This is a genomic window from Micromonospora sp. DT68 (assembly GCF_049847245.1).
In the GTDB taxonomy this organism is placed as follows: domain Bacteria; phylum Actinomycetota; class Actinomycetes; order Mycobacteriales; family Micromonosporaceae; genus Micromonospora; species Micromonospora profundi.
Genome location: NZ_JBNCNZ010000019.1, coordinates 25,655 through 39,196, shown reverse-complemented (window position 1 = coordinate 39,196; position 13,542 = coordinate 25,655). Strand labels below are relative to the sequence as shown.

The following is a 13,542-nucleotide window of genomic DNA, read 5'->3' as shown; positions in this document are numbered from 1 at the left end:
GGGTGTGCCGGCGGCGTGGGCTCACGCCCGCGCCGCCGGCACTGTGGTGCGACTAGCTGACGGTCACAGCGCGGCGCACTGGGCGTTGCGTGGGCCGTGGACGGTGTTGCTGACCCCGAGGTTGGTCGGGGCGGTGCTGTTCGCGGTGCAGTTGAGCGGGCCGCGGATGGTGTTGCCGGCCAGCAGCGGCACGTCGGCGCCGGTGCCGGTCAGGTTGACCGGGCCGGAGACGGCGACGTCGATGAGGGAGACCGCGTTGGTGCTGTTCGCGATCTGGACCGGGCCGTTGACGGTGCTGTCGGCGAGCAGGACACCGGAGGCGCCGTTGGCGGTGACCGGGCCGCTGATTGTGGTTCCGGTCGCGACGAGCGCCGCGCCGGCCCGGATGGTGACCGGGCCGTTGATTGTGGCGTCGGCGGCGCAGGTGAAGCCGGAGACGGTAAGCGGTCCGTTGCGGCGGCCGGTGAGGTTCGGGTAGATGCGCTCGCCGTCGACGAGCTTCTCGACGCCCTTGGTGTCCAGCAGCAGCGGGATCAGGCCGCGTTCGGGCTGGTTGAGGGGCACGTAGTAGCCGTCGGCGGTCTTGACGACCTTCCAGCCGTGTGCGGCGATGCGCTGCGCGACGGTGGCGCCGACGCCGCCGGGGCCGTCGGTGCGTGCGCCGTTGTACTGCTCCTCGGTGAGCCTGTAGGCGCAGGGCGCGTCGTCGAGGATGAGGTCGGCGCGGGGGGCGTCGAGGCCCGGCGGGCTGTCACCCGGGTGCGGGGCAGGGTAGGCCGGGATCGGTCGGGAGCCACGGAAGACGAGACGGCCGGTGTTGGCGGCCTGGCCCTCGATGCCCTCGGCGCGGGAGGCGAGGATCTCTGCCTTGTTGGCGCGGTGGTAGTCGAGGAACTGGTGGAACGTCCACAGGGCCGAGTAGGTCTTGCGGCGCCGGTTGTTCGCGGTGTTGCCCTCGTCGGGTCGCGTCTGTCCGCCGGAGCTGCGCAGCTCCAGCAGGGAGTTGGCGACGTTCTTCAGGCCGAGGGTGTTGCGGAGGATGGTTTCCTCGCTGTTGCCGACGGTGCTGCCGCCTTCGCAGCCGTAGGGGCAGGCCCACCAGCCGTCTTCGGCGCCCTTTGTGTACATGTGGCCTTCGATCATGTCCTGGGACTGGTCGAAGATGGACTGGGGCACGTTCTGGTGCCGCGGCGGCAGCATCGGCAGGTCACCGGCGCGGGCGTTGCCGTACTCGTGGCCGTCGTAGCCGGCGACGGGCCGGTAGTCGCGGACCATCTTGATGTACGCGGTGGTCTCGGGCTGACGGATCAGCGAGTAGTCGCGGTTGAGGTCCTGGCCGGAGGCGTTGCCGCGGGTGTTGTTGGCCCGGCCGTCGCCGTTGATGGTGGGGACGATCAGGACGTTGGTGCGGCTGAGCAGGTCGATGATCCGCGGGTCGGTGCTGAAGGCGAGTTGCCGGGCCATGATGAGGCAGGCTTCGCGGTCGCCGGGCTCGTTGCCGTGCACGTTGCAGTTGATGGCGACGGGTGCGGTGGCGGCGACGGCCTCCGGGGTGGCCGCCGGCGGGTTGCCGAAGACCATCATGTTGATGGGCCGGTTCTGCAGGGTGCGGCCGAGCTCGACGACGCGGACGCGGTCACTGAGGACGTCGATGGCCTCGGTGTAGGCGTACTCGTTGACGTCGTTTGTGTACTGCGCGCCGCGGGTGGTCTCCCACTGGGTGCGCAGTTGCTCGCCGGGGGTGTCGGGGTTGCCCCAGGGCGCGGTGGTCGTGGCGACGACCGGTTCGGAGTAGGGCTGTTCGGTGGTGCCGGCGCGGGCGCGTACCCGCCACTGGAACCGGTCGCCGGGGTTGAATCCGGCGTCGGCGAAGGTGGGTGATTCCTGGTTGACCTGGCGGTTGGGCCGCCAGATGCCCACGATGGTCGGTGCGCCGGTGGGGTTGCCGTTGGCGTCGACCGCTGTGCGTTCGATCTGGTAGTCGGTGGCGCCGTCGACGTGCTGCCAGGCGAGGGTGGCGTACCCGTCGCTCTGGCGGACGGTGAGGTCGGCGACCTGGTTGGGTTGCGCGGCGCTCTGGGCGTTGGCGGGGGTGGGTGAAATGGTCAGCGTGAGAGCGATGACAGTGGATATGGCGATGAGGGTGGGTCGCTTGCGTCTCATGTGGCCTCCGACTAGTTGATCGTGGCGCGACCCGCCCAGCATGGTTGTCGGAGTACGTCGATGCAATGATCTTGAGGGAATCTTGCGCTCGCGGGGCCGAAGTGCTCGCTTTCAGCCGAGGTCGACCAGCAGGGGGCGGTGGTCGGAGATGGTGGACAGCGGTGCGGTGACGGCGCGTACCGGTGGGAGTTCGGCGAGGGCGTGCCGGTCGGCGAGGATGTGGTCGAGTTGCACGCGGGGCTGCCCGGAGGGGTAGGTGGGGCGGCGGCCCAGGGGGCGCCAGCCGGTGATGAGCCGCGCCGGGCCGGCGGGCAGGTTGAGGTCGCCGAGCAGGACGCGGGGGCCAGGCAGGGCGCGCAGGGCGCGGATGGTGCGGCGGAGTTGGTGGGCGTTCCAGCCGGGGACGAAGGACAGGTGGGTCGCGGCGACGGTGAGTGGGCCGTGCGGGGTGTCCAGGACGGCGGCGAGGACGACGCGGGGTTCGTCGTGCAGCAGGATGAGGCCGCCGCCGGGGCCGGGGACGTAGACCGGGGATCGTACGGGCGCGGGTTTGAGGCGGGTGACGTGCCAGCTGCGGACGGGGTGACGGCTGATCAGGCCGATGCCGTAGCAGGGTTCGCCGTGGCCGTCGTCGTCGTGGCGCAGTGGGCGGAACTGTTCGCCGGGGGTGCCGACGACGGCGGCGGCGAAGCGGTGGTGCGGCGCGTCGAGGGCGCGGGCGGCGATGGCGGTGAGGTCGAGGTGGCCGCTGCGGCTCTGGTCGCGGTCGACTTCCTGAAGGGCGAGGACGTCGGCGTCGAGGGCGTGTACGGCGTCGGCGAGGCGGTCGGGGTCGACGAGCCCGTCGGTGAGGGATCGTCCGTGCAGCAGGTTGAAGGTGGCCAGGCGCACACCTGCACCCTACGTCCCCGTGGCATGGTTGCCCGGTGGTGAAGCTGCTGCTGTGTTCGGTGCTGGTGTTCGTGGCGATCGGCGCGTTGGGGGTGTGGCTGCGGCGGGCGCGGGGTCGGTGACGGGTGAGGCTGGCCACTTGGGCGCCGGTCAGAGGCGTGGGGTGGGGAGAATTGCCGGCCGTGGACGCCGTGACGCTGAGTACGCTGCTGGCCGCTGCCGCGATGGCCGGGTGGGTCGATGCCGTGGTCGGCGGTGGCGGGTTGCTGCTGCTGCCGGCGTTGCTGGTGGCGGCGCCGGGGTTGCCGGTGGCGACGGCGTTGGGCACCAACAAGATGGCGGCAATCTTCGGTACGGCGACGGCGGCGGCGACGTACGCGCGGCGCACCAAGATCGACTGGCGGGTGGTAGGGCCGGCGGCGGGGTTCGCGGTGCTCAGCGCGGGTGTGGGTGCGGCGTTGGCGGGTGCGGTGCCGGCGTCGGCGTACCGGCCTGTGGTGTTGGTGGTGCTGGTGTCGGTGGCGCTGTTCGTGCTGCTGCGGCCCCGCCTCGGGGTGGTGGCGCAGCCGGCGCGGCGTACCCCGGCGCGGGTGGCTGTGGTGATCGCGGTGGCCGGGGTGGGCATCGCCCTGTACGACGGGTTGATCGGGCCGGGCACCGGCACGTTCCTGGTGTTGGCGTTCACGATGGTGGTGGGTGCGGACTTCGTGCACGGCTCGGCGATGGCGAAGGTCGTCAACGCGGGCACGAACCTGGGTGCGCTCGTGGTGTTCGGGGTGACCGGGCACGTGTGGTGGTTGTTGGGCGCGGCGATGGCGGTGTGCAACATCGCCGGTGCGGTGCTGGGTGCGCGGATGGCGTTGCGGCGCGGCTCGGGGTTCGTGCGGATCGTCCTGCTGGTGGTGGTGTTGGCGCTGGTGACGAAGTTGGGCTACGACCAGTGGGTGGCCCGCTGATGCCGGTGGTGGCCGAGCACGACCGGGCGGTCCTGGCGCGGCTGCTGGGGCGGGACCCGGTGCTGCACGCGTACCAGTTGGGTGATCTGGACGATTTCCTCTGGCCGTACACGTCGTGGTTTCGCCGGGGTGAACAGGTGATCCTGCTGTATCACGGTATGGATCCGCCGACGCTTGTGGCGCTCGCGGCGCCGGACGGGCGGGCGGAGCTGGCGGCGTTGTTGGCCGAGGCGGCGCCGGTGCTGCCGGCCCGGCTGTACGCGCACCTGTCCCCCGGCCTCGCCGAGGCGCTGGACGGGTCGTTCCGGGTGGGTGCTGCTGGCCGGCATCATCGGATGGCGCTTACCGATCCGGCGCGGCTGGCGGCGGTGCCGCCTGCCGGCACGCAGTTGGGTGCGGCGGATCTGCCGCAGTTGCGCGAGCTGTACGCGCGGGCGTACCCGGGTAACTGGTTCGACGCGCGGATGCTGGACACCGGGCAGTACCTGGGGGTGCGCGAGGGCGGTGAGCTGGTGGCGGTGGCGGGTGTGCACGTGTTCTCGCGGACCTACCGGGTGGCGGCGTTGGGCAACGTGACGACGCATCCGCGGTGGCGGGGCCGGGGGTTGGGCGCGGCGGTGGTGGCGGCGCTGTGTGTACGGCTGCGCGAGAGCGTCGAGCACGTCACGTTGAACGTGAAGGCGGACAACGCAGCGGCGGTGCGGCTGTACGAGCGGGTGGGGTTCACCCGGGTGGCCGACTTCGACGAGTGTGTGGTGACGGCCCGGTAGCCGGTCAGCGGGGGCGGCTGGGTGAGTCGAACCGGCCGGCGCGGATCTCGCGCAGGGCGCGGCGGCGGATGTCGCCGCGCAGGGTGTCGACGTAGAGGGTGCCGCGCAGGTGGTCGGTCTCGTGTTGCAGGGCGCGGGCCAGGAAGCCGCTGCCGGAGATGGTGAGTGGTTCGCCGTGCTGGTCCACGCCGTGGGCGGTGGCGTGCAGGGCGCGTCGGGTCGGGAAGTACAGCCCGGGGATGGACAGGCAGCCCTCCTCGTCGTCCTGGAGTTCGTCGGACAGTTCCAGTGTGGGGTTGACGAGGTGGCCGCGGTGCCCGTCGGCGTCGTAGACGAACACCTGGGCGCTGACGCCGATCTGGGGTGCGGCGACGCCGGCGCGGCCGGGTGCGCCGAGCAGGGTGTCCATCAGGTCGGCCACGAGGGCGCGCAGTTCGGCGTCGAAGCTGGTCACCGGTTCGCAGTCGGTGCGCAGGACGGGGTCGCCGATGATCCGGATGGGCCGCATGGTCATGGGGTCAGCGTATCGGCGGTGGTGGCGGTTGCCCGGCGAGGGTGGCGCGGATCGGTGCGGTTTTCGCCGCGGCTTCGGCGACCTCGGCGTGGGCGTCGCTGTCCCAGGTGATGCCGCCGCCGGCCCAGGTGTGCAGCCGGTCGCCGTCGGCGGCGGCGGTGCGGATGGTCAGGCCGAGGTCGACGCGGCCGGGGGCGACCCAGCCGAGGGCGCCCATGCTGGCGCCCCGGCCGACGGGTTCGAGGGCGGCGATCTGGGTGAGGGCGGCGTGTTTGGGTGCGCCGGTGACGGAGCCGCCGGGGCAGGTGGCGCGCAGCAGGTCGGCCAGGCCGAGGCCGTCGGCGGCGTGGGCGCGGACTGTCGACTCGGCCTGCCACAGGTCGCACCAGCGGCGTACGGCGAACAGGTCGTCGACCTCGACGGTGCCGGTGCGGGCGACGCGGGCGAGGTCGTTGCGTTCCAGGTCGACGATCATGATGTGTTCGGCGCGTTCCTTGGCGCTGGCGAGCAGTTCGGCGCGGCCGGCGGGGGTGGCGGGGCGGGTGCCCTTGATGGGTCGGGTGATCAGTTGCCCGTCGTGGGCTTCGATGAGGGTTTCCGGTGAGGCGCAGCCGATGGCCCAGCCGTCGCCGGTGAGTACGCCGCCGTAGCGGGCGCCGGGCAGGCCGCCGAGGCGTCGCAGGGCGGGGATCGGGTCGCCGGTGTAGCGGGCGGCGGCGTGGCCGACGAGGTTGGTCTGGTAGACGTCGCCGCGGCCGATGGCGGCGCGGACGGCGTCGACGGCGTGGGCGTGTTGGGTGGGTGTCCAGCTCTCGGCCCAGTCGCCGAGCCACCAGCCTGCGGGTGGGCCGCTGGCCGGGGTGGTGCGCGGGCGGTGGTGGTAGACGACGACGGCGAGGTCGGGCAGGGCGGGTGCGGGCTCGGCGTTGCCCTGTGGGCCGCCGGTCAGGTGCGCGCCGGCGGCGGCGGACAGGTACAGGGCGGCGCCGCAGAGGCCGGTGTCGGTGCGGTGGCCGGTGGGTGTGGGTCGGGCCAGGTCGTGCAGGGGCAGCCCGTGCGCGGCGAGGAACTCCTGCGCGAGCGCGGCGGGGTCGCCTCCGTCGGTGCGGCGCCAGTGCAGACGGGCGCGTTCGACGAGCGCCCCGCGGCACCCGGCGGGGGCCGCTGGCGCATCGACCAGCACCTCTGGGAGCGTTTCCACGCCGTATGGACTGATCTTCCTCATCCGTTCAGTGGATTTCCCGTACACAAGACCGACACCTGCTCGATGCTGGACACTTTCACTTGGTACTGTGCGTCACTGGTCATGTGAACCATGACACAGTGCCCCCACAGTCCGGAGAACCCGATGTGCCAGCACCAACCGACCTGCCCTTCCGCCGAAGCCACTGACCGGGACGCCGCCCGGGTCCTCGCCTGCTTCCCTGAGCAGGGCTGGAGCCTGCTCTGCAACGGTGTCATCGTTTTCGAGGACACCGGTGAGCTGCTCCCCGACGGCAGCAGCATCGCCCCGCACCGCGGCCCCGCCCGACACGCCCTCGCGGCCTGATTGACCACCCAGCGTCACCGAATCGCCGCCGCCGACCCAGGCTAGTCCCCCGGTACGGGACACCCGAGCCCAGGTCAGCGCGGCTGCCGGGGCGGCACACACCGCCCGCCCCGGCCCGCCGTCGCCAGAGCCTCCGGCGGTGTCAGTCCTCGAACGCCTCCGGCGACGGGCACGAGCAGACCAGGTTCCGGTCGCCGTACGCGCCGTCGACACGCCGCACCGGCGGCCAGTACTTCCCCGCCCGGTCCACGCCGGCCGGATACGCGCCCACCGACCGCGGGTACGGGTGCGGCCAGTCGTCACCGCTGACCATCGCCGCGGTGTGCGGCGCGTTCGCCAGGGGGTTGTCGCCCGCCGGCCACTGCCCCGAGGCGACCTGGTCGATCTCCGCGCGGATCGCGATCATCGCGTCGCAGAACCGGTCCAGTTCGGCCAGGTCCTCACTCTCGGTCGGCTCCACCATCAGCGTCCCCGCCACGGGGAACGACATCGTGGGCGCGTGGAAGCCGTAGTCGATGAGCCGCTTCGCCACGTCGTCCACGCTCACACCCGTGGCCTTCGTCAACGGCCGCAGGTCAAGGATGCACTCGTGCGCCACCAGGCCCTTGTTGCCGGCGTACAGCACCGGGTAGTGCCCGCGCAGCCGCGCCGCCACGTAGTTCGCGGCGAGCACCGCCACGCCGGTGGCCCGGGTCAGACCGGCAGCGCCCATCATCCGCAGGTACGCCCACGGGATCGGCAGGATCCCCGCCGACCCGTACTTCGCCGCCGAGATCGCCGGCGTCGCATCGACGTGCGCGCCGAGCGGGTCGCCGGGCAGGAACGGCGCCAGGTGGGAACGCACCGCCACCGGACCCACACCGGGGCCGCCGCCGCCGTGGGGGATGCAGAACGTCTTGTGCAGGTTCAGGTGCGACACGTCCGCGCCGAACTTCCCCGGCTTGGCGAACCCGACAAGCGCGTTGAGGTTGGCCCCGTCGACGTACACCTGCCCGCCGGCGTCGTGGACCTTCGCGCACAGCGACGCGATGCCCGTCTCGTACACGCCGTGCGTCGACGGGTACGTCACCATGATCGCGGCGAGCGCGTCGCGGTGCTTGTCGATCTTCGCGTCGAGGTCGACCAGGTCGACGTTGCCGTCGTCGTCGCAGGCCACCACGACGACCCGCATGCCGGCCATCACCGCCGACGCCGCGTTGGTGCCGTGCGCCGACGACGGGATGAGGCACACGTCGCGGTGCGACTCGCCCCGCGACGCGTGGTAGGAGCGGATCGCCAGCAGCCCCGCCAGCTCACCCTGCGACCCGGCGTTGGGCTGCACGCTCACCGCGTCGTAGCCGGTCACCTCGGCCAGCCACGACTCCAACTGGCCGATCATCTCCCGGTAGCCGGCGGTCTGGGAGTCCGGCGCGAACGGATGGATGTGGGCGAACTCCGCCCAGGAGATCGGCTCCATCTCGGTGGTCGCGTTGAGCTTCATCGTGCACGACCCCAACGGGATCATGCCCCGGTCCAGCGCGTAGTCGAAGTCCGACAGCCGCCGCAGGTAGCGCAGCATCGCCGTCTCCGAGTGGTGACTGCCAAACACCGGGTGGGTGAGGAAGTCGCTCGTCCGGGCCAGGTCGGCCGGCAGCGCCGTGTCGCCGTCGCCGTCGCCGTCGAACGCCGGCACCCCGAACGCCGCCCACACCGCCTGCAGGTGCGCCACAGTCGTCGTCTCGTCGCAGGACACACCCACCCGGTCGGCGTCGACAAGCCGCAGGTTCACCCCACGCTCGGCGGCGGCCGCGACGACCTGCTCCGCCCGACCGGGCACGCTCGCGGTGATCGTGTCGAAGAACGCGACGTCCGCGACCCGCACGCCACCGGCGCGCAGCCCGGCCGCGAGCCGCGCCGCCATCGCATGGGTACGCGTCGCGATGTCCCGCAGCCCGTCCGGGCCGTGGTAGACGGCGTACATGCCGGCCATCACCGCCAGCAGCACCTGCGCGGTGCAGATGTTGCTCGTCGCCTTCTCCCGACGGATGTGCTGCTCACGGGTCTGCAACGCCAACCGGTAGGCGGGGTTGCCGTCGGCGTCACGGGACACACCGACCAGCCGGCCGGGAAGCATCCGCTCCAGGCCCGAGCGCACCGCCAGGTAGCCGGCGTGCGGCCCACCGAAGCCCATCGGTACGCCGAACCGCTGCGTGGTGCCGGCGGCGATGTCCACGCCGATCTCGCCCGGAGCGCGCAGCAGCGTCAACGCCAGCAGGTCCGCGGCGACGGTGACGAGGGCCCCGACGGTGTGCGCGGCCTGCACGAGGGCGCAGTGGTCACGGACCGCCCCGGACGCCCCCGGGTACTGCAGGTGCAGGCCGAAGAACTCCTGCGGCAGCTCGTCGCGCTCGACGTCGACGACCCGCACCTCGATGCCCAGCGGCTCCGCCCGGCTGGCGATCACCGCGATGGTCTGCGGCAGCGCGTCGGCGTCGACGACGTACACACGGCTCTTGCTCTTGGACGCCCGGCGGGCCAGGGTCATGGCCTCCGCGGCGGCGGTGCCCTCGTCGAGCATGGAGGCGTTCGCGGTGGCCAGCCCGGTCAGGTCGGTGACCATCGTCTGGAAGTTCAGCAGCGCCTCCAGGCGGCCCTGGCTGATCTCCGGCTGGTACGGCGTGTACGCCGTGTACCAGGCCGGGTCCTCCAGGACGTTGCGGCGGATCACCGCCGGAGTGTGCGTGCCGTGATACCCCAGGCCGATCATCGACACGGCGACGGTGTTACGCGCCGCCAGGGCCCGCAGCTCGGCGATCGCCTCGGCCTCGGTGGCCGCCTCCGGCAGGTCCAGCGTGCCGTGCCAGCGGATCACCTCGGGAATCGCCGCGTCCATCAGCTCGTCGACCGAGCCGTGCCCGACGACCTCCAACATGCGGCGCTCATCGTCCGGTCCGGGACCGATGTGACGGGTGGCGAACTGCTCAACGGTCATCAGTGGCACTCCCGGGGCGAGGTCGACGTGTCGGCCTCCCCCTCTGTCGCACCCCTACAGGGGCGCTCCACAGTGCCTGCCCACGAGGTCCTTTTGCCTGAGAGGTTCCGGGGAGGATTTGCCCCTTCGGCGCCGCCCCGGGTGCTGTCGGGCGGTCTCTCCCACGTGGGTGTTACCGGCGCGGTCAACGCTACCAGCGCCGGTGTTTCGAGCCGATGTCCTACCCCCGGACCGTCACACCCACGCCCCGGCGGCGACCCGGTCGGCAAGCGCGGGCAGCACCACACCCAACGGCGCGTCCACGCACACTGTGGCGTACCCGTCACCACGGGTCGGCCCCTGGTTGACAATCGCGACCGGAATGCCGTTTTTCGCCGCCCGGATCACGAACCGGCGACCCGACATCACCGTCAACGACGAGCCCAACACCACCAACGCCCGCGCCTGCTCCACCAGGTCGAAACACCGCGCGACCCGCTGCGGCGGCACCGTCTCACCGAAGAACACCACGTCCGGTTTCAGCATGCCTGTCTGACAGATCCCGCAGTCCACCGGCCGGAAACCGGCCACCTGCTCGTCGGGGAGATCCACATCACCGTCCGGGTTGACCGCGTCGACCTGCGCCACGAAGTCCGGGTTCGCCTCGCGCAGCCGCCGGTCCACCTCCTCCCGGGACGTCAGGTTGCCGCAGTCCAGGCAGGTCACCTCGTCCAGGCGGCCGTGCAACTCCACCACCGGCGCGCTGCCGGCGGCGCCGTGCAACCCGTCCACGTTCTGGGTGATCACCGCGTCGACCAGACCGGCGTGTTGCAGCCGCGCCACCGCCCGATGCCCGGCGTTCGGCGCGGCCCGCGCGATCAACCGCCACCCCAGATGACTCCGCGCCCAGTACCGCCGCCGCGCCAAAGCATCGCCGGTGAACGCCTGGAACGTCATGGGCGTGTGCCGGCGGGCCACGCCGCTGGGCCCCCGGTAATCCGGGATGCCCGACTCGGTGGACAGGCCCGCCCCACTGAGCACCACCACCCGCCCACCGGCCAGCAGCGAGGTCAACGCGTCGAGGCTGTCGGTCACCCCACCATGCTGCCTCAGCCCGCCCACCGCCGACCAACCCCGCCCTCAGCAGTGCACGAGCCGCGACCGGCCCCGGCCGGTACGTTGAAACGATGCGCATCGTCATCGCCGGAGGCCACGGCAAGATCGCCCGACTGCTGGAGCGTCACCTCGCCGACCGGGGCGACACCACCGTCGGCCTCATCCGCAACCCCGACCAGGCGCCCGCGCTGCGCGCCGCCGGCGCCACCCCGGTCGTCTGCGACCTCGAACACACCGACGTCACCGACCTCGCCGCGCACCTCGACGGCGCCGACGCGGTGATCTTCGCTGCCGGAGCCGGCCCCGGCAGCGGCGCCGCCCGCAAGGACACCGTCGACCGGGGCGCCGCCGCGCTCCTCGCCGACGCCGCCACCCACGCCGGCGTCCACCGCTACCTGCTGGTGTCCTCCATGGGCGTGGACAAGCCACCAAGCCCCGGCACCGACGACGTGTGGGCCGCGTACCTGCTGGCCAAACGCGCCGCCGAGGACGACCTGCGCGCCCGCGACCTCGCCTGGACGGTGCTGCGCCCCGGCCGACTCACCGACGACGACCCGACAGGCCACGTCACCCTCACCCGCCACGCCGGCAGCGGCGCGATCAGCCGCGCCGACGTCGCCCTCGTCCTCGCCGCGCTCCTGGACGCACCCCACACCGCAGGCGCGACACTGGAACTCGTCGCCGGACCGACACCCATCGCCGACGCCGTCGACGCCACCCGCACCTGACCGGTGGGATCCGCTGTCGGCGGACCCCACCGGTCACACACCTCAGCGCTGGTGGTGCCGCGGCAACGCCGTCTGACCCGGCGCACTGTCCACGAACGGCCCACCAGGCGTCTGCGCGGCGATCCGATCCATCGTCCGCGCCAACTGCTCACTGCCCTCGTCGAGATGACGCGCCGCCGCCTGCATGTGCGACACCATCATCTCCCCGAAGATCCGCAACGCCTCCCGGGTCGCCACCGAATCGTCGAAGCTCGGCCCGGCCGACGCGCGGTAGTCCGCCACCGCCCGCTCCGCCTCCAACTTCGCCTCCTCCGCCGCCGCCCGCATGTAACTCTCGTACTGCACCCGGGCGTACTCGGCGACCCGCCGCGCGTAGTCGTGCGCCTGCGCGATGATCTGCTCCGCCTCCCGCTGCGCCGCCGACAGCAGATTCACCTCCTTCGCCGCCGGGGTCTTCGCCACCGCACCCGCGCTCGGGATCACCCCGTGCCGGTGCAACTCCACCCGGTCGGTGAGGCGCTCGTTCTCCGCCCGCAGGTTCGCGATCTGCGTCGCCATCAGATCCAGCTCGTCGGCGACCTGCACCCGGAACCGGTCCACGTCGGCGCTGTCATAGCCGCGCCGCGCGAACGGCGCCGTACCGAACTCCCACCGCCGTACCCGGTCGGCCGTCATCCGCACCTGCACACCACCGGAGACCTGCACACCGTCGTACCGGCTGATCGGGGTCGCGCTCACTGCTCACCCCTCTCGCTCGACTGCTGCCGCACCGCCGTACGCCACGCCGGGCCGTACCACTGCGCGCCCAAACCCTCGTGGTGCACCTGACCGGCGTGGAAACCCGCCCGCGCCAACGCCTGCACCGAATGCGACACCATCTCGTCGGACCCACACACGTACACGTGCCGCGAACGCCAGTCACCATCGGCCAACGCCCGGTCCACCGCGTGCACGAACTCCCCAGGCCGGTTCACATCCGCACCCACCACATACGTCACCGTCAACCACGGACACGACGACGCCAACTTGTCGATCGCGTCACTGTCATAGAACTCGCTGCGCGAACGAGCCCCCACGTACAGATCCACCCGACGATGGGAACCCTCCGCGGCGACCTGCTCCACCAACGCCTTCACCGGCGCCCAGCCGGTGCCCGCCGCCAGCAACAACAGATCGCTGGAGCCGGCCGACCACAACGCCAACCGCTCCCCCACCGGCGCAGCCAGATGCACCCGGTCACCCACCGACGACCCATACACCAGCCGCGACGACACCGCACCACCCGGCGCGGCCCGCACATGCAACTCCACAGTGCCGTCCGCGCGGGGAGCGTTCGCCGGCGAGTAGTACCGCCACGACCGCACCGACGGATGCGACACCCCTATCGACTGACCCGGCGTGAACGGCAACAGGTACTGCGGACGTAACGTCAACACCGCCACGTCGAACGCCCGCCGCTCATGGGCCACGATCTCCGCCACCCACCACGGCGGATTCACCGCCTCCGCCGCCTGCGCCGCCTCCGTCATCACCTGCGCGACCAGCCCGTACGCCGCAGCCCAGTCCTGGGCCAACTCGTCGGTCCACTGCTCCGCCAGGAAATGCTGCAACGTCGCCAGCAGCGCCTCACCGACCGCCGGATAGTGCTCGGCGCGGACCGCGAACTTCCGGTGGTCCGCCCCCAGATCCTGCAGATAACCCACAAGCCGGTCCACCTGGTCCACATGCGACACAATGTGCCCCAACGCGGTGACGAGGCGGTCCCGCTGACCGGCCATGTTCGTGGGGAACATCTGCCGAGTCTCCGGGTGGGCCAGAAACAACGTCGAATAGAAAAAGAGCGGAACCTGATCGCCGTGCCCGGCGACCTGGGACCAACTCTGCTTGAGTCGGGCCGCGTCCACG

12 protein-coding genes and 1 riboswitch are annotated in these 13,542 nt (G+C 71.9%); of the genes, 4 read left to right on the top strand and 8 right to left on the bottom strand.

The features are described 5' to 3' along the window. Positions 1 to 63 precede the first annotated feature (63 nt). A complete protein-coding gene (locus ACPXB1_RS26385; RefSeq protein WP_425735925.1) occupies positions 64 to 2,163 on the bottom strand; it encodes a M14 family zinc carboxypeptidase in 2,100 nt (699 codons plus the stop codon). 111 nt (positions 2,164 to 2,274) lie between these two features. Then, positions 2,275 to 3,054, bottom strand: a complete 780-nt coding sequence (locus tag ACPXB1_RS26380) for an endonuclease/exonuclease/phosphatase family protein (RefSeq protein ID WP_355596502.1) — start codon at positions 3,052 to 3,054, stop codon at positions 2,275 to 2,277. A 182-nt stretch (positions 3,055 to 3,236) separates the two neighbouring features. On the opposite strand from ACPXB1_RS26380, the gene ACPXB1_RS26375 reads away from it, so the two are divergent. After that, on the top strand, positions 3,237 to 4,010 hold the full coding sequence (locus tag ACPXB1_RS26375) for a sulfite exporter TauE/SafE family protein (protein WP_355628328.1): 774 nt from the start codon (positions 3,237 to 3,239) through the stop codon (positions 4,008 to 4,010). Beyond that, positions 4,010 to 4,780 carry a GNAT family N-acetyltransferase gene (locus ACPXB1_RS26370; RefSeq protein ID WP_355596498.1) on the top strand — a complete coding sequence of 257 codons (771 nt, stop codon included), beginning with the start codon at positions 4,010 to 4,012 and terminating at the stop codon, positions 4,778 to 4,780. Before ACPXB1_RS26375 ends, ACPXB1_RS26370 begins: the two co-directional genes overlap by 1 nt. Before the next feature lie 4 nt (positions 4,781 to 4,784). Here the strand turns inward: ACPXB1_RS26370 and ACPXB1_RS26365 are convergent, their stop codons facing one another. Together ACPXB1_RS26365 and ACPXB1_RS26360 are read right to left on the bottom strand one after the other, a co-directional pair. Next, positions 4,785 to 5,294, bottom strand: a complete 510-nt coding sequence (locus ACPXB1_RS26365) for a peptide deformylase (RefSeq protein ID WP_355596496.1) — start codon at positions 5,292 to 5,294, stop codon at positions 4,785 to 4,787. 4 nt (positions 5,295 to 5,298) lie between these two features. Next, positions 5,299 to 6,519, bottom strand: coding sequence for a chorismate-binding protein (locus tag ACPXB1_RS26360; protein WP_425735924.1), 1,221 nt, complete (start codon positions 6,517 to 6,519; stop codon positions 5,299 to 5,301). A 123-nt stretch (positions 6,520 to 6,642) separates the two neighbouring features. Between ACPXB1_RS26360 and ACPXB1_RS26355 the strand changes: the two genes are divergently transcribed. Further along, positions 6,643 to 6,843, top strand: coding sequence for a DUF5999 family protein (locus ACPXB1_RS26355; protein WP_053661069.1), 201 nt, complete (start codon positions 6,643 to 6,645; stop codon positions 6,841 to 6,843). A 142-nt stretch (positions 6,844 to 6,985) separates the two neighbouring features. On the opposite strand, the gene gcvP is transcribed toward ACPXB1_RS26355, so the two are convergent. Both gcvP and ACPXB1_RS26345 read right to left on the bottom strand, forming a co-directional pair. Beyond that, entirely contained in the window at positions 6,986 to 9,814 is a 2,829-nt protein-coding gene (gene gcvP, locus ACPXB1_RS26350) for an aminomethyl-transferring glycine dehydrogenase (RefSeq protein ID WP_425735923.1), read from the bottom strand. 75 nt (positions 9,815 to 9,889) lie between these two features. Beyond that, positions 9,890 to 9,988: riboswitch (glycine riboswitch) on the bottom strand. Positions 9,989 to 10,048: 60 nt separating this feature from the next. Beyond that, positions 10,049 to 10,888 (bottom strand): NAD-dependent protein deacetylase, encoded by an 840-nt coding sequence (locus ACPXB1_RS26345; RefSeq protein ID WP_355628325.1) that lies wholly within the window; start codon positions 10,886 to 10,888, stop codon positions 10,049 to 10,051. 92 nt (positions 10,889 to 10,980) lie between these two features. Between ACPXB1_RS26345 and ACPXB1_RS26340 the strand changes: the two genes are divergently transcribed. Further along, a complete protein-coding gene (locus tag ACPXB1_RS26340) occupies positions 10,981 to 11,637 on the top strand; it encodes an NAD(P)H-binding protein (RefSeq protein WP_355596488.1) in 657 nt (218 codons plus the stop codon). A 42-nt stretch (positions 11,638 to 11,679) separates the two neighbouring features. On the opposite strand, the gene ACPXB1_RS26335 is transcribed toward ACPXB1_RS26340, so the two are convergent. Further along, positions 11,680 to 12,375 (bottom strand): DivIVA domain-containing protein, encoded by a 696-nt coding sequence (locus tag ACPXB1_RS26335; protein ID WP_355596486.1) that lies wholly within the window; start codon positions 12,373 to 12,375, stop codon positions 11,680 to 11,682. Beyond that, on the bottom strand, positions 12,372 to 13,541 hold the full coding sequence (locus ACPXB1_RS26330) for a globin domain-containing protein (protein ID WP_355596484.1): 1,170 nt from the start codon (positions 13,539 to 13,541) through the stop codon (positions 12,372 to 12,374). Before ACPXB1_RS26330 ends, ACPXB1_RS26335 begins: the two co-directional genes overlap by 4 nt. Between the last annotated feature and the right edge of the window lies 1 nt (position 13,542).

Coding starts and splice junctions, on each gene's coding strand:
- gcvP (WP_425735923.1), bottom strand. CDS start 9,814: ATGACCGTTGAGCAGTTCGCCACCCGTCACATCGGTCCCGGACCGGAC.
- ACPXB1_RS26360 (WP_425735924.1), bottom strand. CDS start 6,519: ATGAGGAAGATCAGTCCATACGGCGTGGAAACGCTCCCAGAGGTGCTG.
- ACPXB1_RS26385 (WP_425735925.1), bottom strand. CDS start 2,163: ATGAGACGCAAGCGACCCACCCTCATCGCCATATCCACTGTCATCGCT.
- ACPXB1_RS26365 (WP_355596496.1), bottom strand. CDS start 5,294: ATGACCATGCGGCCCATCCGGATCATCGGCGACCCCGTCCTGCGCACC.
- ACPXB1_RS26340 (WP_355596488.1), top strand. CDS start 10,981: ATGCGCATCGTCATCGCCGGAGGCCACGGCAAGATCGCCCGACTGCTG.
- ACPXB1_RS26370 (WP_355596498.1), top strand. CDS start 4,010: ATGCCGGTGGTGGCCGAGCACGACCGGGCGGTCCTGGCGCGGCTGCTG.
- ACPXB1_RS26355 (WP_053661069.1), top strand. CDS start 6,643: ATGTGCCAGCACCAACCGACCTGCCCTTCCGCCGAAGCCACTGACCGG.